This window comes from uncultured Legionella sp., from assembly GCF_937871865.1.
GTDB lineage: Bacteria > Pseudomonadota > Gammaproteobacteria > Legionellales > Legionellaceae > Legionella.
The window spans coordinates 1-24598 of the sequence record NZ_CALMPD010000009.1; the positions used below are offsets into that span (position 1 = coordinate 1).

A 24598-nucleotide genomic window follows, 5' to 3' on the forward strand; every position below is an offset into this window, starting at 1 on the left:
ATAAGAGATGTAACGGGTAATGCTGATAAACCAGCGCTATATGGAATTAACCCCTATAAAATGAAACATACCGAATTATAGATATTAAAAGACCAATATAGTCCTTAAGTCGGTTGGCTGTTCCATTGCTCCCCAAACCCGCTCTATAGTAATTATTGAAGGCAGTTTATTGATAACTATTGAATTTATCAATAGTTGATATATTAGATATGTTTATTTTGGGCTTTACACCTATTTACCATCTGTTGATATATTTCTTTTATCAATTAGCCCCCCGGCCGGGATCTTGGTAAAAAAGGGTCATGTTTAACTTTTAATCTTAAAAATAGCGTTCGAATGAAATAGTTAATTACTATTTCATTTAACTATTACTCTCATTGAGTACACTTTCTCCTTGTTCTTAAGTCCTTATCGGTATTGCCTTAATTCAATCTATTCACATGGTTATCCCCTAAAAATGTGGATAAAGGCATGTTCGAATTTTGCCCACCTGCCTTTGATTTTGGAGCTTAGGAGCATTTAATAGTTATGAGCGAAGCGAATTCATTTAAAGCAGTTTAAAAGAAAGATTTAGATTTGTGCCTCGTCATTCATCACTCAGTCGCAAAAATAAAAATAACGGAGTATTTTATTAAGAACAATGAGGAACGGAGCGAGCTTGCGAGTGAGTAGTCATTGTTCTTAATAAAATGCGGAGTTATCTTTTATTGCGATTGAGTGATGAGTGATGAGGCAATCGATCTTTAATTATTGCTTTGTTTGTTTTTTTATTTGATTATTGGCCATAGGCCAATTCCTTTTAATAAGATGAAATGATTGATGAGCGTAGCGAATTCCTTATTTTTAATTATCCACAGATCATCCTTGTGGATAATATTCAAGAAGGTTTAAACGGGACTATAAGTAAGAGCGGACACTTAAAAGCTATTCTATAAGACACTTAAATGTCATTATGACAAAATATATACAGTGGATTTTATTAAACATGGTGGTTTATTCCATGTAATTCACATGTTTTTCAGGTAATGAATGCTCTTTTCCTACTCTAATTATAGATAATGATAAAAATCAGAGTTTGTGAGGTATTTTAGTGGTGTTGGGGGTATAGAGGGGTATCTCTAAAATAACAAGGGTAAGGGTGTTGAAGTAAGTTGCAGCGCCCTACTCCCGCAATTTGTGGCGGCGCTCAAGGGATTCTCTTCGTCTGCGTTCTTTTTCGCGCACCTGCTCTTCAGTTTTCTGCTCAGACTTAAGCATGTCTTTCATCACATCAATGTGGGTTTTAGCATTCCCTTTGGGAACTATAAAATCAAGAATATTACGTGCGGCAGCCTGAGACTCCTGAGCATTGGCAATAAAGGTGCTTCGCTTCTTATTAAGCCGTTTACGCGCAAGAGCGCGCTGTGCAGACAGTGCCTGCAGATTGATGTTGCATGCTTTAAAAAAGGCGGGCGTTAGGCATTTTACCGCAGCAAGACCAATAAAACGCTCTTTGCCTTCCTCTAGTTTGACATCAAAACGCTCGATCATTTTTAAATAGCCTGCACGCACCAGTAATTTAATAGCGCGTTGTGCTCGCTTTAAACCAATTCCTGCCTTATCAGCAAGAAATTCGATGGTAAGGGAGCGAAATCCTTCACTTGCATGAGGTACACCCACCCTAAGGCTTGCCAGTTCTGTGTAATGTAATAAGACCTGAGCTATACTTGCCAAAGCTTCACGCGCCTCAGAGCGCTGCTGGCGCGTTGAGTTGCGGCGCATACGGATTTCTTTAAAATAGGATGTGGGTAGCCCATAGTAACGCCGCCAGGCATCAATCGCCCAGGTAATTATTTTGGGGCGATCCTTATGTTCCTGTGGCTTTTGAAAAAAACGCGGGGACTCAGGATCATGGCCGCACCAGTTACCCTGACGCACCACCCCTGCCCTTCTAGAGCTGTAGTTTGTGCCTGTTGATTCCTTTATGAAATCAATGCAATCCATCACTAACGCACTTTCTTGCATGCGTAAAGTATCCTTAGCGTCTAGCCAATTCGTTGACAAAAAGTTTAAGGAATACTAATATGATAGCTGAATACCCTCAGAAGTATTATGCATATTAGTATCCTATGTTTTTTCTTTATGGCTTGGTTGCAGCCATGCCATAAAGCCCTCTTTTCTTTTATCTATTTATTTACCATTCTTCGTCTTCTATAAATTTTATATTTATTTATTATGAATAATATTTCTCTTCCAATTGAGATTTAATATGCACTACAAATTTTAAATGATCAATATCTAAAAAAAGTTCAGATGATTTTTTCACACCAAAACCTCACATAACATATTGATATTTAAGAATAAATTTATTTACAAAAAAATATAATCTCTATTTTCCAGGCACTAAAAAAGAAATACACTAATAAGCACTACGGTAGTGCAATTATGCTTTATTATTTATTTTTTTTGATGTAATGTAGTTAGTACAAATCTTAATATTTAGGGGAGTTAATATGGCAATAGAGAATAACAAAGCAAAAATTGTTGTTATTGCAAATAATAAAGGTGGGGTTGGAAAAACTGTGTTAGCGCAACTATTAATTAGTTATGCAGTTACCATATTAGGGTTGCGAGTATTAGCTGTAGATGGTGATGGGCAAGCAAACCTAAGTAAACGAATTGTTAAAGATAATAGACTAGAATTACCTGCAAAATATTTTCCACCAATTCATCCTGAATATGATCCTGAATTGCATCCTAATTGGGATGGTATTTCTAGCCTAGCATCTTTATATATGAAAGATCAGCCTATTGCTGCTTATCCTGCCTATGAATATGAAAACTTAAAAATTATACCAGCCCATAATGAAATCTTGAAAAAAATTGAAGAAAAACAATTTGATAGCAATTTATCATATGATGATTTATATGATATCCCAAGAAAATTTTTTGATCCTGAACGTATGTATCAAGCTGGATTTGATTTGATTATTGCAGATTGCGCTCCAGCCATATCCATAACGTCTGTTGGTCTAATGCGTGCTGCAACTCATACTGTTATGCCGTTTCAACTACAAGAGAAAAGTTGTGAGGGTTTGAATGCAATGCTGCATTGTTTTCATGAACAAAATGATGCAAAACCTAGATCTCAAGCTAGTAAACTTATTGGGTTTCTAGCCAATCAAAAGGCCTGGAATAAAAGGACAGGGCAAGACGACCAGCGTAGTAAATTAGAAGAGAGTGTTTATATCAAGCCTTATTTAATTCCATGTGAATTAAGAGATTCTGGAGATATGTCAAAAGTAGATACGAAAGGAGCTGATTTAGCTATGCCTTTTAATGGACTAAAGAAGAGTTCAACATTAAGAATTGATGCGATTAAAGCATGTAATTATATTTTTGAAAAAATAGGATTCGAAGATCTTATTGCAACCAAAGGATTAGTAACAGAAGAGCTGGAGGAAATGGCATGAGTATGATTTTTGAGAACAGTACAATAGAACGCACAGAAACAATAATAAAAAAACCAAGTTCATCAAATGGTGATGTTACTAGGTCATTAAATTTTGGAAATGTTTCTAAACAAGTAAGTTTTAATGATGGAAATGACGAAGGCTATTATAAAGTTAGGCCAAAAGCTTTAAAACCTAGCGCTCATAATCCTCGTCCAGACTGGGTGATTGATGATGCCTGGTTGGTAAAACATGTTGGTATCGATATGGAGGATATTTTTGAATCTAATATGAACTTGAATTGTTTAGTAAAAATTAATGAAGAAGAAGTTGATGGCAAATTGATTGAATCTATTATATTTCCTCAATTTGAAGAGCTTCTTAACTCTCCCAATATCACTCAAAAAAAAGAATTTGACTTTTTGGTTAATCTTGCAAAAAGCATTAGGGAGACTGGACAAATACAGCCGATCGAAATTGAATCAGACTCTGAAAATAATACATTAGTTGTGCTTGAGGGTCACTTAAGACGTTTGGCTTGTATTCTTGGTCGCATTCCCTATATTAAGGCAATTCGCAATGAAGGCCTTCATAATTTGAGCAGAAGAGATAAGATTGGTCGTCAAATTACTGAAAATAGCTTGAGGACTAATATTAGTGTTCTAGGTAACTTTAAACTTGCCTCTGAAGAAATTAAAGAAAATCCAAAGATAACAGTTAGAGACCTTTCAACTAGATTAAAAATTCAGAAAGATTTAGCTTCCACCTTAATTAAATTAATTTTATATCCAGATAAGTATCATTCATCAATATACTCAGCGTTGGAGTCGGGGCATTTATCAGCTAATAATCTCATTAAAGTGGCGTCATATAATCGACAAGATCGCCAGGAATTATTTATTTATAAGTTGTTAGAAAAAAATATTGAATTACCTGTTCAAATGAAAAAACCCATTCCAAGAGGAACTGATGGCCGCAAAAGATCCGTTGCTTCAATGCAAATTAAAACAATCGACAATTGTGTTAAAGCAGGTAATAAGCTTCTAAGCTGCATACCCGAATTGAAGGATTATTCGACTATTTCAGAAGTTAAGACAGTTGATGATATGGTATCTCTTTTAAAATCATTGGAAGAATTTTTATTGGGAAAAAGTACTGAGGAAAAATAATGTTTCTAGAAAGACCTAAAGAACAAAAGAGTTGTTTAAAAAAACAAAAAAAAATTACTCTTCGCGTCCCAGAAAAATTATGGACATCTATTCAAGAAAAAGCCAAGAAAGAATATTCGGGAAGAGGGAAGCAATCTCAATTAGTAAATGAGGCTTTAGAACACTTTTTTAAAAGTTCATCAGTAGATGATATTAATTGGAATAATTCATCCGATGATTATGTTCTTATTAATTTACTGACTCAAATTAAATTAGGAGCCATGATGAAAAACATTGGTTCTAATCCTGTTCAAGCAAATATTGATATGCATAACATAGAGAAATTAATAGATTTAGAGCTTAACATAAAAAATTCTAGAAAAATGTTGGAAGTACATATTAAACCCGCAATTATTCGGATGGCTTTAAGCCAATGGATGTATGCGGACCGAAAGTTTCTTAAGGATATAGCAAGCGAAGAATAATAGTCCCGTACGGGACAAGTCTTCTATAGCCCATAATGGCAGAGGATTATAGGGGTTTTTAAGTTCTTTTTTGCAAGCAAATAAAAGGCAATTTTATGAATATCTTAGGCAAGGGTATTAATGCAATTGAAGTTGATTTATTAAACTTAAACCATGAAAAGCAAAGTGGAAATATAATGAAAAATATTTCGCTTGCAAAAATTGTTCTTGGTAAATATCAACCTCGCAAACATGGGAAAATTTCAAAAGAGTCTCTTCAAGACTTAATAGAGTCTATTAAAGAACAAGGCGTCTTACAACCTATTATTGTTAGAGAAATGGATGATGAAAAGTATGAGCTGATAGCTGGTGAGAGAAGATATCTTTCAGCTTTAGAAATTGGTTTAACTGTAATTCCCTGTCTAATAAAAAATGTTAATGAGAGAGAAGCTTTTGCCATTGCATTAATTGAAAACATTCAACGAGAACAGCTAACTTTACTTGAAGAATCTGAATCCTTATTAAAGCTTAAGGATGAGCATTTTTTAAGTGTTGATCAAGTATCCAAAATAATCGGTAAGCCGAGATCTACTGTTGCCAATTTAATTCGTGTTGCATCATTATTAAGCCCCGAATGTAAATTGTTTTGGGAAAATGGGGATGTGGATTATGGCCATATTAGAGCAGCAATTATTTTAGATCATAAATTTCAAAATATTGTAATTCAATATGTTATAGACAAAAAACTCTCTGTTCGAGAAACAGAAAAGTTTATTAAGGAGAAGAAGTATCTGGATTTACTTGAGCCTCAGGTTACAAAAATAAATAACAGGCCTCTGGTTTCAAGTGATGACATGAAGATCTTATCCGAAAAATTTTTAAACCTATACAACAAAAATGTAAGAATTAATGCATTAAAGACAGGTCGAATAAGAGTTTTGATGGAATTTGAAAGTATTGAAAGGATTTATGATTATCTTGATATTGAAAATTAAAAATATTTATAAATAAGCAAATCAATCAGTATTGATTTTCAAAGTAGATACTCCCTGGTCAAGTGAAAACGCATGAAACCCGTTTTTGCGCAGAAAATGCACTGCATAATCACTTCTAACGCCACTTTGACAATAAACAAGCAATTTATCCTGTGGAATTTTATTAGATAGCTCAATCATCTGGCTGAAAGGAATATGAAGTTCATCACTAGTTAACTTGACCTTACGATCTTCATTAACTTCTCTAATATCAATTACTTTATAATTTGATAAATCAATTTTTTGAAGTTCCACACTAAAATTTTGAGTTGGCCAAGAAATCGATTTATGATGGCAGCCTGAACAGCGATCTATTTGTGAAAATGGTAACTGTTCTGTCTTTAAGGTATCACTATCAAAAGTAATTATTTTTTGAACTGGGGTGGCGTTTGGATTTACAAAATATTTAATGGCTAATGATGCGGTCATCGATCCAGCTATACCTGTTGTTGGACCTAGAACGCCAGCATCAGAGCAGTTGTTCATTAAAAAAGGTGGTGGTGGTTCAGGAAATATACATCTATAACATCCTTGTTTAATATCAAAAAAAATGATTTGTATTTTATTTTGAAAAATACTTGAGCTAATGAATGGTTTATTCAATTGACAGCAAATATCATTAACTAAATAACGAGTTTTAAAATTATCGGAACCATCAATAATTAAATCGTATTGAGGAATAATACTATTTGCAATTTCAATATTTAATTTTGAATTGTATTCAATTAAATTTGTTTCTGAGTTTATGGAGCTTAGTTTTTGGTAAGCAATAGATGATTTGGTGCTCCCAATATCATGTTCGGTATAAAGAATTTGTCTATGTAAATTAGACAGAGTCACAAAATCATAGTCAATAAAACCTACTTTCCCAATGCCACCAGCCACCAAGTACATAAGAGCTGGGGAGCCGATTCCTCCGGCTCCAATTACTAAAACAGAAGCCTCAGCTAATTTAAGCTGGTTTTCTTCCCCAAGAAGATTAATTTGTCTACAATAGCGTTCTGATGGCATATATGACTATAAAAATAACGAAAAAATTTATTGAATCTAGAGCATGAACTGAAACTTTAGGTACTTTAAGACCAATATCTGCTCATTGTAGTCTCAAAATCATTTTATGTCATCAACCTCAGCATTTGTATTTGTAAAGTTGTTAAAAGGGAACGGATGTGATTAACAAAATGTTAGGAAGATTTATCAGGGGAATTTCGGAGAATATTGGTTTAATTTATTTTTTTATTTTACCAGTATATTTTCCTATCCGAGCACTTGGTGTAGAGCTTAATGCCTATGCTCAAGTGTTGCATGAAAGTAGTAGGCTCATTTTATTTTTTTCACAAATTACAATTCTAATTGCATTTACCAGTATTTTTTTATCATTTTTCATGGACTTCTTAAATAAGAATTATTTTAAAAACAGAGAACATTTGTTTATTCACTGGTATCGTTTTATTGCATCAATCCTTAGTATTATTTTTGTTATTAGTAGTTACTTCGTCTTAAATCCGGCTAATAAGCTCCAGCTTTATTTTTGGAGTGGGGTTCATTATTTCATTATCTCATTTTTTCAGCTTTTAATCAGATCTGAGTTAAATACATATACAAAAAATCAAAGAATCAGTGTGACCCAGGCTAATAATTACTTCGGTTTTAGTTTGAACCTAGTTGGAATCATTTCAATATTTATTTTTGGATGGTTTTATGAAAATAACGAGTTAACAGTTTATAGTAAATATTGTATTTATTTAGAAGTCATATTTGTTATTTACTTACTGATTATTCGTGGCTATTGGAGGGACTGTTTAAAGATAGTCTTAAAATTTGGGAGATTAGGGGCATTTTCTTATATTATATTGATCACTATAGCATTAATATTTTCTGGTTGTTTATCTTTATTTGTTATGTCTATTGGGGTTCTAGCTCCAATGCTGACAATTGTATTCATAGGCATAATATATAATAATTTTAAAAAATCATTACACACGAATGACCTTAAACTGATAATTAATATTTCATTGGGTTATGGGCTTATTTTAGCAGTGTTTACCGGTTCGGTATTAACTTATTTCTTACACAATCTGCATAGCAGTATTGATTTATTTAATTTTGCATATTCCTCTGAACCTTTTGTTTCTTTAATTTTAGGCGCCATAATGGCCTGGTCACTAGTAAAGAGCCGTACTGAATATTCCCGGATTAAATTATATCAACAAATTTCTTATATAAATTACTTAGTACCATTGGTTTTTTTGATTTTTTATTATTCTTTAATTAGTGAGCAGCATGTGAGTATTTTACTAATAACTATGTTTGGAGTTTTTGCATATATAGAATACATGAGTATGTTTTTTATGCGTCAGGTAGCACAACTTTCGGGTTACAATAATTTTCAAGGCACGCGCTTAGCTAGCTTTAATGTAATTGTGCTTAATGGTTTGTGTCCTTCATTAATCTATCTTTCGGTTTACATTTGCTCTCAGTTAACTAACTTATCTTTAGATGCAATGCTTATCAACACGATGATGGGTTTGATAGTAGTCTCATTAGCATATAATTCTATATTTAAATACAGGGTTACTTAAATGCAAAAATTATTCCCTTTATTAATTGGTATGCCCTTTACATATAAGTTAGTTGATTTTGAATTGTTAAAAACCAACGATATTGAACCAACATTGGCTTATTTTGAGGGCACAGAGACAGTAGGAAAAGAGAACAGTGTTTATTATAATTCTTTGTGTATAGATGAAATAGCGAAAATCATAGAAAATAATAGGGTTGATGCTATTGTTTGTTTTAATGATAATTTTCTAATTGAAGCAGCTAAGCTCAGAACAAAATATAATATTCCTGGGATTAATTATCCAACAATAGAGAAATATAAAGTCAAATCAGAGATGTACAGACTATTAAGTCCTTATATGATGGTTCCAAAAACATTGGATTATCATGAAGATCTTGCGTATGAAGATATTATTGATTCTATAGGTTACAGTGAGTATTTCATCAAACCAGACAATCTTGCTGGTGCAGAGGGCGGTTATCATATTAAAAGTAAAAATGACTTTATAGTTTGGAAGAGTACTTGCTTTGACTCTAAAATAAAGTTTATTTTGCAAAAATTCTATCCTGAACCCTTGTTTCATTGTGAATTGATAGTAAAAAATGGCGTAGTTAAGTATATTCAGGCACGGAGATATTCTTATCCTAATCATATGTTTCTAAACGGGAAAATAATTGCCAGTTTCCCTATAGTTGATTTGTCTCTTGAAAAAAAAATAGAGCAAGAATCCATTAAAGTTCAGCAATTACTAGAGTATAAAAATGGTGTTATGCATACAGAATTTTTTTTAGATGATTACCAAGAGCCCATTTTCCTAGAAACTAATATTCGTCAAGCAGGTGGTGCTATAAATCTGATTCATAGAAGAAGGGCAGGGATTTCTCTGGAGACCGCTATGGTACTCCTTGAGCTAGATAAAGATATGACGATTAAGCTTAATAATAATGAGGTATATGATTTTTGTGGATACATACCTCTTAAAAAAGGCAAAGTATCACAAATATGCCTACCAAAACTTAAAGGACAATACAATTTTGATTTTCGAGTTCATATTGGTGGTTATTATGACACTCCAAAATCAGCAAGTAATACTGCAGCTTCATTCGTTGGATATAGTTCCGTTTACAATGATTTAATAGATGATTTTTTCTCTTTAGAAAACAATGATATAATAAAATATGATTAATTCGTTCTATATGGTGCAAAATGGATGATAAACAAGAATTTTATGTATCTTTATCTGAACAGGATATTAATCTTTTTGAAACAGATATTCAGGAAGTTTATGATATATTTGAAAATCCTATTTCCTTGAATTCCATCAGCCTAATTTAAAATGGAAGTTTCTGTTAGCTTTCCTGGAGCGTTAAATCATCTGAGCAATAGTTTTATCGTAAATGATAAAATATATTGGAAAGAACTTCTAAGTGATGTTTTAAAAACTAAATATAAGTATTTATTCGAAGATGATTTGCCAAAAGATTATATATTACTTTATTTAAATGGCATAAAAATAGACACACTGAATTACGTTAAATTAACAGATAAGGACTCCTTGAATATTTTATCTGCAATTTCTGGTGGATGATTTTACCATGAGTTTGAGGTTTAGATCTGCTGGTGATACTTTATCCCTGCTTTCAAAATATATAAAGCAAGCTGGAATTTCAAGGCTTGCTGATTTAAGTTATTTAGATGATACATCCGATCTAAAAATATTTTCTGCTATTCGTCCGAATGCAAAATCAATAACCGTCAGCATGGGCAAATCAATACATAAAGATGAGGCACAGTGTGCAGCATTGATGGAATCTATAGAGACTTATTTTGCAGAAGAAGTTAAACCAGAAATAATTAATGTTTCACAGGAAGATTTGGCTAATAATCATGATTTATTTGTTAATTTAAATAAACAAGACTATGGCGCCACAGTATTAAGTAAGCAAAGTCTTGATTGGTGCCTTGGAAGAACCCTAATATCAAATAAAGAAATATACATCCCACATATAGCGTTATCTCTTGATAGTAATTTACTTCTTTCTAAGGTATTTGGACAAAATTCCGATGGTATTGCGTCGGGGTCAAATTATAAAGAAGCATTAATTTATAGTTTTTTAGAATTAATAGAAAGGAATTCAACCAAGTTATCCAAAAAAAAACAGCTAGAGCACGTTGAATGCGACATATTCCGATTTACAGATATGAATAAAATAAGTGCCTCGTTTTATTTTTATGAGAATATTTTTAATTTGCCTGTGATTGAAAGTAATATTTTAAATAGTAATCCTCTAAATAATCAGTCAGTAGTAGCTGGTTATAGCTGTCATTTTTCAAAGCATGAGGCGCTTATGAAAGCCTATATTGAGGCAATTCAATCAAAAGTTGGTATTATATCTGGCGCAAGAGATGATTTGGATCAATCTTGTTATAATTTTTTAAAATTAAAGACATTGACTCAAATTCCAGAAAAAATCTATTTCGAAAATCTTAATTCCTCGAACCTTTCTCTGGTACAACAATTCGATCAAATTGTTAAACTTCTAAATCACAACAATAACGACTTAGCTGTATACTCTTACTGTAACGAAGATATATGTATTTTAAAAACTTTCTTAATAAATAATGAATAATAAAAAAAGAGCTATATTTGTTGACTCAACAATTTCTCATGATGAATTATCAGAATATATTCAGGATAGCGATTTATTGTTACCAGCGATTAGAAGAGGGGATCTAATTGGAGTTTTACTCAAACACCCAAACATAGAAATAATAGTTATTGTAGATGGTGTGTTTGAACAACAAGCTAGTGTTACTCATAAAGAGATTTTGTGGGCATTAGAGCAAGGAATAAAAGTAATCGGATTATCTTCTCTGGGGGCTCTTCGGGCATATGAGCTTCGCAATTATGGGATGTTAGGATCTGGGAAGGTTTTTGAAGATTATCTATCAGGTGTATTAGATGGGGATGATGAAGTTGCAATTTCATATTTTCCCTCTACCCATGGTTTTGATAAAACCATTGCTATGGTGAACATTAGAGCCACATTAGAAAAGTTACACTTATGTGACAATAATTTAATCTGTAAATTAAGGAAAATTCACTTTAAAAAACGAAATTGGTTGACACTAAAAGCTGCTGTTCCAGAAGCAATTTTTGTTCAATTAAAAGCGCATTACATAGATCAAAAAAAGAAAGATGTGCTTTTATATTTTCAAAAAAATCATCAATCAATCAAAAGTGAAATCCCTATCATGCATAGTTCAAAAAATATCTATATTATCAGGGATCTAGCAAATAAAATGTATCCTACTCTTATAGATTATTTAGAAAAAAATCTACAGAGCATGGTATCAATCCCGATACAATCAGCGACCCCATTCTTAGAAAAGATAGCACACGATATTGTTATTTATTTAGAGTATAAGAAAAATCATACTCATAAAATTACCTATATATTAAATGAATTAGATTCTTTTAGTTACAAACAAACAAGACTTAAAATTGTTTCGGATAAAATTAGACGTGAACAAAAACTATTTTTATCATCCGACTTTATTAAATTTTTAGATAAAAAAAAGATATCCAAGAGTAATTTGACGGCAATTTTTGACGGCATTTTAAAATTAGAATCATATTTCCTTTCCAATGGTCATTTATTTAATACTTTATAATTTTTTTTATATGATATGGAAAAACACCCTGATAAAAATAATGAATTCAATGGAAATTCCAGGTTTTTATATTTTGATATTTCGTCCATGAGATAATTGTCTTTATTAAAGAATAGTTCTTTTTGATTGTTTTCTGATGAAGAGTTGATATTCCAACGATGAATTAAATTAATATTTAAATTATCAGCGCATTTATGGAGTATTGTATTTACTGCAACTTTGGAAGAGTGGATCTTTTCACAAGTATTTTCAAAAGCTGATTTAATTTCAGAAGACAATTTATTTAAGTTAGAGATTTGATTTGGTTTGAATAAAAAATCTTCTTTATTAAGAGAATAATACACTGTTTCATTTGACTCAAAAGGTGACAATTTATGTGGCGTCATAAAAATGGGAATCGTTTCAGATTTAAAAATGTCAATATATGCTTCTCTAAAGAGGCTTATTGGTGCGTTTGATTCATTAGATGTTGGTAAATAAGCGGGTTGATCTCCACAGGCTACGAAAAATAAATATCGAATTACTTCTTTAATAAATCCATTATTAGTTATTTTATTATCCAAATTAATAGTATTTAGAAGATAGTCATACAATAAAATATTTCTCTTAAAAATATGATCATTATTGGCAACAGAATTTAAATAATCTACAAACATAGGTGATTTATACGCTTTTTCTTCCCATGTTTTAGGAAATGAAAGTAATTTAGCTTTCCATGAAGGATTAATATGATCACTGATTTGTTTTAAAACAAAAAATTGTTCATCGAAATTATTGGGAACGGAGCATGTTAGATTATATTTTTTTTGTAACCATGAATGTCTCTTTTTATCGCTGAATTTATTCATTAATAAAAAGGAATTCCTTATTCCTGCTGTCATTTTAAGTATGTCAGATGGCTCATATAGGTAATTATTTTTTAAAAACTTAGTATATGGGAAAATTTGCCCTGGTTTATATATTTTCCATGGTGATGTTCGTTCATTAAACTCCATATACATTTCAAAATTGTTTTCATAGACCATGCAGAATGGCATTGTTGGAGATTTTTTTAAATCGGGGAAATAAAAATACGATTCATCACCTATCTGGCTGCCATAATTATAGCTTAGGATAGTTAATTCCGATGGAACTAAGTTAATATCATTTTCAATAATTTGATGTAAAGATGGGTTTAGTCTAGCCACATCCTGTTTCACATCTTCCCAGGAAACTGTAATTGATCCGCGTGCTGTCATAGTAATCTTTAGTGTAAATTTAGGTTAATCTCATTAAAATACACTTTTGTCGAAAAAAAATCGAGTAAAATGTTGAATCATAAATTGCTATGCGTTAATATCTTTATAGGTTTTAAAAAAAACACCGAGAGAACGGTCGCCAAACAGTCACTCTCGGTGTATTCGGGCATAAGACAGAATGCCATGGTGAAAATCATAACATATAGATTGAGCCATTGCATTCATCAGACAAGGAAATTATGGATGATAGCTCAATACAATATTCTTTACACAATCTTTGTTAAAAATAATCCAATAGAACAATTTGTTTAATTTTATGGCAACAGCCAGTTAACAATTAATAATGGATATTTTAAAGATGTGTAATAAAATTACAATTATAAATAAACTTCAAGCCGTCTTACGCTTCAATAAAGCTAGATTAGATGTAGAGCGCCCGTTTATTGGATTCCCTTATGGTCCCGCATTACTAATTAAGTCCCTTCTTAATTTAGCAGATCCAGCAACGGGGATCGTTGACAATGTTTCCTATCATGAGCTTGCTAAGCTAATTGAAATTAACCCGGCACCAGGAAGAAAAGAAAGTGGTACGCCATCCAAACAAACTATTCGTAATTACATCAAATCAATAGAGAAGGAACGCGGGGAATATTTTAAAGTAGTTTCCGAAGGTCAATCCCTCAAATTTCTTTTCCCTCAACTACCTAAAATTTTTAATGAAATCTTCCTAAACACGGAAGCTGACACACTAACAAACTCAGTCAATACCCAAGAAAACATTGATGAAAATAGGGTTTTTGATATAGGAATTAACACAGATCTTAACACAGAAGCTAACACCCATAGCCCCTCGGTAAAGAATATTAATATATTTAATATAACTAACTCAAACAAACAAACTCAAACTGCGGGCAATGATTTTTCTTGCAGCAAAAAACAAATTAGCGACGACTTTTACCCCAACACAAAAACCATCGAACTGGCTTTGTCCATGGGACTCACCAAGGTGACGGATTTCACGGAAATTCAGGCGTTCATCAAACACAACAAAAAACTAAACACCCAATGGGCTGATTTTAATCCAGTATTCATTACCTGGCTGGAACGAGATGCCCAATACATGCAAAAACAACAACAAAAGGCACAAGGACAATTAAGGAGTAATCACAATGAGCGTGGTACCAATCAAAGCAGTCTTAACCCAACAGCACTTGAACGAGTCAGCCAGCAGCATGGCATTTCAATCGAATCACTCTGGGGCACCTCAGGCAGTGAACTCAACTCCTGTGCATTTATCGAAGGAACACTTGTCCAGCCTATGGATGAAACTGACAGCAATCTACGGACAGCTTTTTATTAGTAAGCATGGGGTTAAGGATACGGGCGTTTGGTTTGCTGCACTTAAAGATTTAACACCTCGTGCATTAGACAGTGGCGTGGAGCGATTAATGACATTGAGTAAAGGCGATAAGTTTTGTGAGTTTCCACCAAATTGCCTGCAATTTCGCGCGCTATGCCTTGGTTTTTATAGTGAGTTGCGTATGCCGAAGCCCGCTGAGGCTCATAGAGAAGTTTTAAATCGTGCCTACACTACCAACCCACAATGGAGTCATATAGTTGTTAAATATACTGCCAAAAAATTGGGTTATAAATTTTTAGAAATAATAAATGAAGGGGAGTCCTTTGCCGTGTTTAAGGAAGCCTATGAGCAAGTTTGCCACTTAGTGCGCCAAGGGCATAGTGTTCCTGAAATTAAAGAAGGGGTAATGCTTCCTAAACCTCAATCAAAAGACGTTGCAACAAAACACTTAAACTTAATGCGCCAACGACTAGGAATTGCATCATGAGACAGATACCAAAATTAAAGCTCTTTTCAAAAGAAGAACTCTATTGCCTTCTAAGCGCCTGCTCTGAATCGTTAACCTTGGCGTATCAAGAAAGTAATGACACTGATTTTTGGCACATTGCAATCCAGGCAAGGCTTGCCTGTGAAGCCTTGGGCTTTGAAATTAATTCACAGAAGAAAACACACCAAATCCATTAAAAAACTTAAGGAAAAACCATGCTCATTTTAACGCGCAGAATAGGTGAAACAGTAGTAGTAGGTGATGACGTATTTATTACGATACTCGGAATTAAAGGCAATCAAATTCGCTTAGGCTTTGATGCCCCTGACCATATTTCAATTCATCGCCAAGAAATCTATCTAAAGGTTCAGGAAGAAAAAACAATGCGCCTTGATTCAGAGGATACTGTAAATGGCAATGGCGTGCCAATAACACCATTAAAACGAACAGAGTCTCATCAATACACTGCTCATTAAGTGATGTAGCTCTAAATGAAGTGCAAATAACCCTTTGCACTTATTAAGCAAAATTAAATCAAAAATCGGATGTTTATCATCTGATGGGAATTTTTTGACTTTAAAAAAGGAATTAGGCCATGAATAAAGGGGTTCAAAGATGAACAATGATGAAGAACAGTCAACGGTAAAGACCCGTGCTAAAGAAAAATTGCGCCGCGATCTTGGTCCTGTCATTGAGAAAGCATTAGCCGATCCCAAAACAGTGGAGGTCATGCTCAATGCGGATGGGCGTCTTTGGCAGGAACGGTTAGGCGAAAAAATGCGGTGCATTGGTACCATGTCAGCAAGTCGCGCTGAATCGGTTATTAAAACCATTGCAGGTTTTCACGGGAAGGAAATTACGCGATTCAAACCAACCTTAGAAGGGGAGTTGCCTCTCGATGGTTCACGCTTTGCAGGCCAGCTTCCTCCTGTTGTTCATGCGCCAACCTTTGCCATTCGTAAAAAAGCTCTATCCATCTTTTCGCTGGATGAATACGTTTTGTCTGGCGTGATGTCAAAAGAGCACTGTGAGGCTATTAAAAAAGCCATTGCAACCCATCGAAACATCCTTGTTATTGGTGGCACAGGCTCCGGTAAAACAACTCTGGTCAACGCCATCATCAATGAAATGGTTTTATTCGATCCAACTGAGCGGGTTTTTATTATCGAAGACACCGGTGAAATTCAATGTGCCGCTGAAAACTGCGTGCAATACCACACAACCCTTGAAGTCACCATGACCATGCTGCTTAAAACAACCTTAAGAATGCGCCCGGACCGAATTTTAGTAGGAGAAGTTCGAGGCGCTGAAGCCCTGGATTTACTGGATGCCTGGAATACCGGGCATGAAGGAGGGGCGGCCACTCTTCACGCCAATAACCCTGCCGCAGGTTTGACGCGCTTAAAATCACTCATTACGCGTAATCCTTCCGCACCTGCAGACATTGAACCGCTCATAGGCGAGGCAGTTCATTTGGTAGTCCATATCGCCCGAACTCAGGATGGTCGTCGCGTGCAAGAACTCTTAGAAGTTTCAGGCTTTAGCGACGGCCACTACATTACCCGAACTTTATAAGGAGAATTATTTAATGAATAAACACGCTCTGTTTTTAAAACCCCAAGTATTCATTGCCTTAGGCTTAATGATGTTGCTCTTACTAGGAACCGAGCCTTCTTTTGCATCAAGCACCAGTGGAGGAGGGTTGCCTTTTGATAGTTGGCTTACAAAAATCAGTAATTCCATTACAGGACCTTTTGCCTTCTCCGTTTCTATTATAGGTCTTGTTGCCGCAGGTGCTGCGTTAATTTTTGGTGGCGATATGAATGGCTTCATGCGGTCGTTGATTTTTATCGTGTTGGTCCTTGCTTTCATCATTGCTGCAAAAAACACCCTCTCAGCCATTACAGGAAAAGGGGCGCAAATTGGTTCACATTCGGTTCACAGTATAAGGGTTGCATCATGAGCCTGCGTTCCATTCCCATTCGACGTGCTGGAAATCGTCACAATCTGTTTATGGGTGGCGACCGAGAACTGGTGATGTTCTCGGGCCTACTGGCCGCAATCCTCGTATTTGCTACCCAAGACTGGATTGCGTTGTTTGTGGGTATTGGGCTGTGGTTTTTATCCCTCTGGATGTTAAGACTTATGGCCAAAGCCGACCCACAACTGCGATTTGTTTATTTACGCCAGCGTCGCTATCAACCTTATTACCCAGCACGTTCCACTCCATTTCGGGTGAATACTGGGTCCCAGGAGAGGCAATATAAATGATTGAATTTATCCTAGTGTTTATTTCGGTATTGAGTATTGCGCTTATTTGGATTTTATTTGCAACAGTTCGCAAATCCTCTACTGAACTTCGTCTTAAAAAACATCAGCAAAAAGAGGCGGGGCTTTCTGATTTACTCAATTACGCAGCCTTAGTTGATGATGGGGTCATTGTCGGAAAAAACGGGGCATTCATGGCCGCTTGGCTCTACCGTGGTGAGGACAATGCGAGTGCCACCCATCATCAAAGAGAACTGGTTTCTTTTCGCATCAATCAGGCTCTCAGCGCTCTTGGCAGTGGTTGGATGGTTCATGTGGATGCAGTACGCCGGGCAGCACCTGGCTACAATGAAGGAACCCAATCTCATTTCCCTGATGCACTATCCGCAGCTGTTGATGAAGAGCGACGTCGCCATTTTGAGCGTTTAGGGACGCTTTATGAAGGGTTTTTTATCCTTACCGTGACCTGGTTTCCGCCAAAGCTTGCGCAACGTCAATTTGTGGAGTTGATGTTTGATGACGATGCTGAGAAACCCAACCGCCATGCTCAAACCACCCAACTCATCGAGTCGTTTAAACGAGAGTGCCATAACATAGAATCACGTTTGTTTGGTGCAGTGTCTTTAACCCGATTGGGTAGCGAAAAAGTTCTGCAAGAAGACGGCAGTGAAGTGATGCACGACAATTTCCTGCGTTGGATTCAATTTTGTGTCACAGGCCTTAATCACCCAGTTCTTCTGCCTGGTAACCCAATGTATCTTGATGCGGTGATTGGTGGGCAAGAGCTATGGACCGGTGTCATTCCAAAGATAGGGCGACAATTTATTCAATGCGTTGCCATTGAAGGTTTTCCTTTGGAGTCTCATCCTGGAATTTTAACCACTCTTGCGGAGTTATCGATTGAGTACCGTTGGTCATCACGCTTTATTTTTATGGATAACCATGAAGCCGTTGCACACCTTGAGAAGTATCGAAAGAAATGGATGCAAAAAATACGGGGCTTTTTCGATCAGGTATTTAATACGAATAGGGGGGTCATTGATACAGACGCTATGGACATGGTACAGGATGCTTCAGATGCCATAGCTGAAACCAACAGCGGCATGGTGGCTCAGGGTTATTATACCAGTGTAGTCGTGTTGATGAGTGAGGACAGAGCAAGCCTTGAGCGCGCCGCACGTCACATTGAAAAAGCGATCAACGCATTAGGATTTAGCGCCCGCACTGAAACGATTAATACCATGGATGCCTTCATGGGGACGTTGCCAGGGCATGGCGTTGAAAACGTCCGAAGACCTTTGTTAAACACTATGAATTTGGCTGATTTACTTCCGACCAGTACCATTTGGACCGGTCAAAATGAAGCACCAAGCCCTTTATTTCCTCCAAGCTCACCCGCTCTTATGCATGGAGTAACCAGTGGTAACTCTCCATTTCGCCTCAATTTGCATGTCCGTGATTTGGGTCATTCCATCATGTTTGGACCAACCCGTTCAGGTAAATCAACACATTTAGGTCTCATTGCTTTGCAATGGCGCCGTTATTTAGGTTCTCGCATCTATGCATTTGATAAGGGAATGTCAATGTTTCCTGCATGCCTTGGTGCTGGCGGAAATCACTATACGATTGCTGCAAAAAATGAGCGCCTGGCTTTTGCACCGTTACAGTTTTTAGAAACTAAAGCAGATAGAGCCTGGGCTATGGAGTGGATTAATACCATTTTGGCATTAAACGGAGTAACGACAACGCCTGCTCAACGCAATGAAATCGGCTATGCCATCATGAACATGCATCAAAGCCACTCCAAAACCCTATCGGAGTTTTGTCTTACGATTCAAGATGAAATCATTCGAGAAGCACTAAAGCAATACACCATTGATGGATTAATGGGGCATTTGTTGGATGCGGAAACCGATGGTCTTGGTCTTTCTGATTTTATGACCTTTGAGATTGAGGAGTTGATGAATTTAGGCGAAAAATTTGCGCTTCCTGTATTACTTTATTTGTTTCGTCGTATTGAACAGTCTCTGGATGGTCGTCCGACGCTCATTATTCTTGATGAGGCGTGGCTCATGTTAGCTCACCCGGTATTTCGCAATAAAATCGCCGAATGGCTCGACAGCATGGCCAAGAAAAACTGTTGTGTCCTGATGGCCACCCAACATCTGTCCCATGCGGTCAACTCAGGAATTCTTGAAGTGATTGTGGAATCCACCGCATCCAAAATATTTCTACCTAATCCTAATGCACGTGCTCAAGAATCCGCTGCAACCTATGCCCAGATGGGACTTAACCCAACTCAAATTGACATTATTGCCAGTGCTGTTCCTAAACGAGATTACTACTACGTCAGTGAAAAAGGCCGTCGTTTATACAGTCTGGCACTGGGACCACTGGCACTTTCTTTTGTTGGGGCCACCGATAAGGAGTCCATAGCCATGATTCAACAATTAGAAAAAACACACAAGGCCAATTGGGTGCATGAATGGCTACGCACCAAAGGATTGGCTCTTAACGATTATGGGGTGACTGCATGAATATGCTCAAAAAAATAAGCTTTAATGGATTCAACAAACAGTCTAAAAACTTAATGCAATCGAATGATAATCCCTACTTAAATGCCAGGCGAACCTGGAATGGGCATGTAGCAGGAGTGATGTCTGCCCTTCAAGTATGGCAGGTGGTAGGCATTACTTCACTCATGATTAGCCTTGCATCCGTGGGTGGCATGATTTACATCGGCAACCAATCAAAATTCATTCCTTTAGTGTTTCAACAAGATTCTTCGGGCAATACCGTTTCAATCACCCGTGCTGACCGCATACCTGATGCAAAAACCGATGATTACCGCACCACCGTAGCTCAGTTTATTGAACACATTCGCCTGGTCACTGCAGATGCGGATTTACAACGAAAAGCGGTGTTGCAAACGTATGCTTTTTTAAATGCACAAGACCCTGCAACGTTAAAAGCCAATGAATACTTAAACGCCAACAAAGAGGTGAATCCTTTTAATCGTGCAGCCAATGAAACCGTCAGTATTGAGATCCGCTCTGTATTACAGCAATCAAAAGAATCATGGCAAGTGGATTGGTTAGAAACAGTAAGAAGCCGTGATGGCTCACAAAAGACAAAACCTACTTTAATGCGGGCAATCGTCTCTATTTATCAAAACGAACCCACCAGCCAAACCACGGACATTGAGGCGCTGCGTAACCCGCATTTTCTCTATATTCGTGATTTTAACTGGTCTAAACAAATTTAACTTAAGGTGATCTCATGAAGAAACAACTGCTTTTTGCATTAATGTGTGTCCCTGTTGTGGCACTTGCTGGCGCTTCCGAGGATATAGCCGATCGCTATTTTTCTAAAAAAGTGGTTCAGCTCACCCCACAGGAACAATCAGCCCTTTCCATTGGTAAAAAATGGCAAACTGGAATGGCGACTAGCAAACCAGTTACGGCTCGAGATGGGTCCATTGCTTTTGTTTATGGCTCAGGCCAGACCCAAATCTTATGTGCCGTACTGCAAGTCTGTGACGTAGCTCTACAGCCTGGTGAGCAGGTGAATAACCTCAATGTGGGCGATCCACGCTTTCTTGTGGAGCCTGCAATCACCGGAATTGGTCCTGCCCAACGATTGCATTTGCTGATTAAAGCGCTTGATGTGGGTCTTGATACGTCTTTAGTAGTCACCACCGACAGAAGAACCTATCACTTACGTCTTCGCTCTTCTCGCAAACAATTTATGCCTTATGTGTCCTTTATTTACCCGGAAGATGCCCAAGCCAAATGGGATGCCATTCGGGTGAAAGAAACCATTGAGCGTCATAACAACACGATACCCCTTACCGGCGAATACCTAGGTAATTTGAATTTTAACTATTGCATCACAGGTAACACCCGCTGGAAACCCACTCGGGTATTTAATGATGGGGTCAAAACCATCATTGAAATGCCTCAAGCGATGCAACAAACACAAGCGCCCACCTTGCTGGTTTTGCGCCATGGGGGATTATTTAAAAAAGCTGAAACGGTGATGGTTAATTATCGGGTACAAAACAATCGGTTTATTGTAGACACCGTTTTTGATAAAGCCATTTTGATTGCCGGTGTTGGCCGAAACCAAGAAAAAATCACTATCACCAGGAGAAAATAATGAGACTCAAACTACCCTTTATCCTGCTGCTTACTTTTAATCTTTTAGGATGTGCCACAGTCCAACAAGGGAGCTTTACACCAACTCCAGTGACCCTAAATAAAGCAATAACCAAAGATTGCATCAATCGTCTGGTAGCTCTTTATCCTCCGGCTCGAACCCGGTTTCAGTTCAAACAGTCCGTTAAAGACTCTTTTGGTGTGTCGCTTATTGAAGGCTTACGACAAAAAGGCTACAGCATCAATGAATCATCAAGTCATGGAGCAAGCTCTCAAGGATCACAAAATGTGGCTTTGTACTACGTAGTCGATGAGCCCATCAAAGGAACCTTATATCGAGTCACCCTCATAGTGGGGCAACAGTCTCTTAGCCGCGCTTATAAAATTAAAAACGGCACATTGACCCCTTTAGGGTTTTGGGTTCGAAAGGAGTAAACACCATGAAAAAAAATGATGATCTGATGTTACCTAATGCATCCCCTGGAACTTTAAACCAAAACGGGGTACGTCGAGTCAATAATCTTCCTCTAATCCTTGTTATCGCAGCTTTTGCGCTGTTTGTACTCATCATTGCCTTCGTCGCCATGAAGCGCGCCAATCAACAACACCCAACAAAGCAAGATCCCATTCCTGTAGAGCGCCATATGGATTCTTCATTAATGGCAGCTGAGATTGTAGCAGGGCGTGCAGGAGGCATTATTATGCCCGCCAAACCGATTGAGAAGGTGAATACCAGCCTGGCACTGCCTGTGGCCTTAGTCGATAATCCAGATAACCCACCCGTTATCCGTAATAAACCTCCTATTTTACGTCCAAAAACGATACGTTCTGGTGAGCTGACCTCACCCGATCTCGATCGCATCAAGATGGCAAAGATGGAACAATTTGAGGATGCGGTAAAAGCAAAAATGAGCATCCCACTTCCCGATCAACTGAGCACTGCATCAACGTTCAAAACGCAACATGCAGGGGATGATGCCCAGTCAAAACTGGCAGCCCTTAAACGTCAAATGGAACTTCTTAATTCAGGAGATCCTACTGCTTCATATCAAGCACGATTACAGCAAATACGCGCTGCTATGGGAGGCCATGAGGGGGATGCGGGGATGCATCTGATTCAAAACCCATCGCAAAATTCAGGCGATCTTTCCGACCGATGGGAGCTTCACTCTACAGTGGAGGCACCGAGTACACCTTTTGTTTTGAGAGCAGGGGCTGTGATTCCCGGAATAATGATTAGTGGTGTCAAACCTGATTTACCGGGGCAAATCATTGGTCAAGTCTCGCAAAATGTCTATGACACTGCCACTGGTAAATACTTATTGTTCCCGCAAGGAACACGCCTCATAGGGATGTATTCAAATGAAGTGTCCTATGGGCAAAGCTCCGTGTTGATTGCCTGGCAGCGCTTGATTTTTCCTGATGGCAAAGCATTAGATATAGGTTCCATGCCGGGTGGCGATAGCGCAGGTTATGCAGGATTTCATGACCAGGTAAATAACCATTACGTGCGTTTGTTTGGCTCGGCTTTACTCATGTCAGGTGTTGTTGCTGGCATCACCTACAGCCAAAACCCAACACAGACGGGGGCATTTGGCCAACCCGCTCAACCCACTGCAGGCTCTGTGATGAGTGCCGCATTAGGCCAGGAATTAGGGCAGGTTACATCCCAAATGATCGCGAAAAACTTAAATATAGCGCCAAGCCTTAAGATTCGTCCAGGCTATGAATTTAATGTCATCGTGGTCAAAGACATGACCTTCACCAAACCTTATCAATCATTTGATTATTAGCATTAAGGAGATAGCACCATGTTGATTCAAAAAATACTCTCTTTAACGGTTAGGACATCAGTTACCGCGATCATCCTGGTTCAAGCGGTCTATGCGAATTTACCAGTCATTGATTTTACTAATTTACTTGAAAGCGTGACTCAGACATCACAACAACTTCAACAATATAAAACGCAATTAAGCCAATATGAAAACATGTTAGAAAATACTAAAAATCTGGATAAATTCACCTGGGATGAAGCCACCAACACCATGGATAACCTAGTCAACTCCATAGATACGCTGAACTATTACAAACAGCAAGCAGGCGGCATGAATGAATATTTATCCCGATACCAGGACGAGAACCATTACCGAAACATGCCTTGTTTTAATGGAGAACAATGCAGTGAAGCAGAGCTTAATGCGTTACTGCAACAAGAAGCAAATGCCTCAGAAGCTCAAAAACGAGCCAATGACGCCATGTTACGGGGCATTGAACAACAAGAAGTAGCCATGAAATCTGATGCACGTCAATTGACTCGTTTACAAGAACAAGCACAAGGTGCCCCAGGGCAAATGGCAGCCCTTCAAGCGGCAAACCAATTGGCGAGCGCTGAAACCAACCAACTACTGCAAATTAGAGGATTAATGGTGGCAGCACAAAATGCAGAAGCGACACGCCTTGCGGCCATCGCAGATAAAGAAGCGATGCAGGCTGCAGGAGATGAGCGCTTCCGCCAAGGGAGTTTTAAAAAAAGTTCAGGAAAAACCTGGTAATTCACTGACATTCAAAAGGAGCACAAACATGAATCAATCACACTTAATGGCGTTGTTACTGGTAGGACTACTCACAAGCTGCGACCAACCACCAAAACCTGCAACCGAACTAACGTGCAAGGACTCTCCAACAGGGCGTTCTAAAGCCGAGCAAACCCTAATAGCAGATGCGTGTTTTCGCCAGGGGAGTTTTAAAAAAAGTTCTGGGATGGAGTGGTAAG

The 24598-nt window shown here is 37.2% G+C and carries 27 protein-coding genes; 24 read left to right on the forward strand and 3 right to left on the reverse strand.

Going from position 1 to position 24598, the window contains the following annotated elements:
* Positions 1–1161: 1161 nt before the first annotated feature.
* Positions 1162–2004 carry a hypothetical protein gene (locus Q0495_RS00300; RefSeq protein ID WP_298621903.1) on the reverse strand — a complete coding sequence of 281 codons (843 nt, stop codon included), beginning with the start codon at positions 2002–2004 and terminating at the stop codon, positions 1162–1164.
* Positions 2005–2492: 488 nt separating this feature from the next.
* On the opposite strand from Q0495_RS00300, the gene Q0495_RS00305 reads away from it, so the two are divergent.
* The 4 genes from Q0495_RS00305 (at position 2493) to Q0495_RS00320 (ending at position 6038) form a co-directional block, all read left to right on the forward strand.
* Positions 2493–3452, forward strand: coding sequence for a ParA family protein (locus tag Q0495_RS00305; protein WP_028383843.1), 960 nt, complete (start codon positions 2493–2495; stop codon positions 3450–3452).
* A complete protein-coding gene (locus Q0495_RS00310; protein WP_028383842.1) occupies positions 3449–4600 on the forward strand; it encodes a ParB N-terminal domain-containing protein in 1152 nt (383 codons plus the stop codon). The genes Q0495_RS00305 and Q0495_RS00310 overlap by 4 nt, the downstream gene beginning before the upstream one ends.
* Positions 4600–5064, forward strand: coding sequence for a hypothetical protein (locus Q0495_RS00315; protein WP_028383841.1), 465 nt, complete (start codon positions 4600–4602; stop codon positions 5062–5064). The genes Q0495_RS00310 and Q0495_RS00315 overlap by 1 nt, the downstream gene beginning before the upstream one ends.
* A gap of 95 nt (positions 5065–5159) precedes the next feature.
* Positions 5160–6038, forward strand: a complete 879-nt coding sequence (locus tag Q0495_RS00320) for a ParB/RepB/Spo0J family partition protein (protein WP_298621909.1) — start codon at positions 5160–5162, stop codon at positions 6036–6038.
* Between the two features lie 21 nt (positions 6039–6059).
* On the opposite strand, the gene Q0495_RS00325 is transcribed toward Q0495_RS00320, so the two are convergent.
* Positions 6060–7088, reverse strand: coding sequence for a HesA/MoeB/ThiF family protein (locus Q0495_RS00325; RefSeq protein WP_298621910.1), 1029 nt, complete (start codon positions 7086–7088; stop codon positions 6060–6062).
* Between the two features lie 158 nt (positions 7089–7246).
* Between Q0495_RS00325 and Q0495_RS00330 the strand changes: the two genes are divergently transcribed.
* From Q0495_RS00330 to Q0495_RS00355, 6 genes are read left to right on the forward strand one after another with little or no spacing between them, the layout of a single operon-like run.
* The gene (locus Q0495_RS00330; protein WP_298621912.1) at positions 7247–8659 is read left to right on the forward strand and encodes a hypothetical protein; all 1413 of its coding nucleotides are present in this window, start codon (positions 7247–7249) and stop codon (positions 8657–8659) included.
* Positions 8660–9826 carry a hypothetical protein gene (locus tag Q0495_RS00335; protein ID WP_298621914.1) on the forward strand — a complete coding sequence of 389 codons (1167 nt, stop codon included), beginning with the start codon at positions 8660–8662 and terminating at the stop codon, positions 9824–9826. It begins immediately after the preceding gene.
* Between the two features lie 20 nt (positions 9827–9846).
* Positions 9847–9975 carry a hypothetical protein gene (locus Q0495_RS00340; RefSeq protein WP_298621916.1) on the forward strand — a complete coding sequence of 43 codons (129 nt, stop codon included), beginning with the start codon at positions 9847–9849 and terminating at the stop codon, positions 9973–9975.
* Position 9976: 1 nt separating this feature from the next.
* Entirely contained in the window at positions 9977–10228 is a 252-nt protein-coding gene (locus Q0495_RS00345; RefSeq protein ID WP_298621918.1) for a hypothetical protein, read from the forward strand.
* The gene (locus Q0495_RS00350) at positions 10221–11270 is read left to right on the forward strand and encodes a YcaO-like family protein (RefSeq protein WP_298621920.1); all 1050 of its coding nucleotides are present in this window, start codon (positions 10221–10223) and stop codon (positions 11268–11270) included. Before Q0495_RS00345 ends, Q0495_RS00350 begins: the two co-directional genes overlap by 8 nt.
* Positions 11263–12315, forward strand: a complete 1053-nt coding sequence (locus Q0495_RS00355; protein ID WP_298621922.1) for a TfuA-like protein — start codon at positions 11263–11265, stop codon at positions 12313–12315. The genes Q0495_RS00350 and Q0495_RS00355 overlap by 8 nt, the downstream gene beginning before the upstream one ends.
* Here Q0495_RS00355 and Q0495_RS00360 read toward each other — a convergent pair.
* Positions 12294–13553, reverse strand: a complete 1260-nt coding sequence (locus tag Q0495_RS00360; protein ID WP_298621924.1) for a hypothetical protein — start codon at positions 13551–13553, stop codon at positions 12294–12296. The genes Q0495_RS00355 and Q0495_RS00360 overlap by 22 nt on opposite strands.
* Before the next feature lie 358 nt (positions 13554–13911).
* On the opposite strand from Q0495_RS00360, the gene Q0495_RS00365 reads away from it, so the two are divergent.
* The 14 genes from Q0495_RS00365 to trbK all read left to right on the forward strand — a co-directional run bounded on the left by Q0495_RS00365 (position 13912) and on the right by trbK (position 24597).
* A complete protein-coding gene (locus Q0495_RS00365; protein WP_298621925.1) occupies positions 13912–14913 on the forward strand; it encodes a Vir protein in 1002 nt (333 codons plus the stop codon).
* The gene (locus tag Q0495_RS00370; RefSeq protein ID WP_120047508.1) at positions 14876–15400 is read left to right on the forward strand and encodes a hypothetical protein; all 525 of its coding nucleotides are present in this window, start codon (positions 14876–14878) and stop codon (positions 15398–15400) included. The genes Q0495_RS00365 and Q0495_RS00370 overlap by 38 nt, the downstream gene beginning before the upstream one ends.
* A complete protein-coding gene (locus Q0495_RS00375; RefSeq protein WP_058475054.1) occupies positions 15397–15597 on the forward strand; it encodes a hypothetical protein in 201 nt (66 codons plus the stop codon). The genes Q0495_RS00370 and Q0495_RS00375 overlap by 4 nt, the downstream gene beginning before the upstream one ends.
* Positions 15598–15615: 18 nt before the next feature.
* Entirely contained in the window at positions 15616–15876 is a 261-nt protein-coding gene (gene csrA, locus Q0495_RS00380) for a carbon storage regulator CsrA (RefSeq protein WP_298621929.1), read from the forward strand.
* Positions 15877–16015: 139 nt separating this feature from the next.
* Positions 16016–16975: a P-type conjugative transfer ATPase TrbB gene (gene trbB, locus Q0495_RS00385; protein WP_298621931.1), complete on the forward strand. Its 960-nt coding sequence runs from the start codon at positions 16016–16018 to the stop codon at positions 16973–16975.
* Positions 16976–16988: 13 nt separating this feature from the next.
* Positions 16989–17363 carry a TrbC/VirB2 family protein gene (locus tag Q0495_RS00390; protein ID WP_058475057.1) on the forward strand — a complete coding sequence of 125 codons (375 nt, stop codon included), beginning with the start codon at positions 16989–16991 and terminating at the stop codon, positions 17361–17363.
* A complete protein-coding gene (locus Q0495_RS00395; protein ID WP_058475058.1) occupies positions 17360–17671 on the forward strand; it encodes a conjugal transfer protein TrbD in 312 nt (103 codons plus the stop codon). Before Q0495_RS00390 ends, Q0495_RS00395 begins: the two co-directional genes overlap by 4 nt.
* Entirely contained in the window at positions 17668–20205 is a 2538-nt protein-coding gene (locus Q0495_RS00400; RefSeq protein ID WP_058475059.1) for a VirB4 family type IV secretion/conjugal transfer ATPase, read from the forward strand. The genes Q0495_RS00395 and Q0495_RS00400 overlap by 4 nt, the downstream gene beginning before the upstream one ends.
* Entirely contained in the window at positions 20202–20933 is a 732-nt protein-coding gene (locus Q0495_RS00405; protein ID WP_083501358.1) for a VirB8/TrbF family protein, read from the forward strand. The genes Q0495_RS00400 and Q0495_RS00405 overlap by 4 nt, the downstream gene beginning before the upstream one ends.
* Before the next feature lie 14 nt (positions 20934–20947).
* Positions 20948–21826 (forward strand): P-type conjugative transfer protein TrbG, encoded by an 879-nt coding sequence (trbG, locus tag Q0495_RS00410; RefSeq protein ID WP_058475060.1) that lies wholly within the window; start codon positions 20948–20950, stop codon positions 21824–21826.
* On the forward strand, positions 21826–22260 hold the full coding sequence (locus Q0495_RS00415) for a hypothetical protein (RefSeq protein ID WP_058475061.1): 435 nt from the start codon (positions 21826–21828) through the stop codon (positions 22258–22260). Before trbG ends, Q0495_RS00415 begins: the two co-directional genes overlap by 1 nt.
* 5 nt (positions 22261–22265) lie before the next feature.
* Positions 22266–23618, forward strand: a complete 1353-nt coding sequence (locus Q0495_RS00420; RefSeq protein ID WP_058475062.1) for a TrbI/VirB10 family protein — start codon at positions 22266–22268, stop codon at positions 23616–23618.
* Positions 23619–23636: 18 nt separating this feature from the next.
* Positions 23637–24377 carry a P-type conjugative transfer protein TrbJ gene (trbJ, locus tag Q0495_RS00425; RefSeq protein ID WP_298621940.1) on the forward strand — a complete coding sequence of 247 codons (741 nt, stop codon included), beginning with the start codon at positions 23637–23639 and terminating at the stop codon, positions 24375–24377.
* A gap of 28 nt (positions 24378–24405) precedes the next feature.
* A complete protein-coding gene (gene trbK, locus Q0495_RS00430; RefSeq protein ID WP_015445017.1) occupies positions 24406–24597 on the forward strand; it encodes an entry exclusion lipoprotein TrbK in 192 nt (63 codons plus the stop codon).
* Position 24598 lies beyond the last annotated feature (1 nt).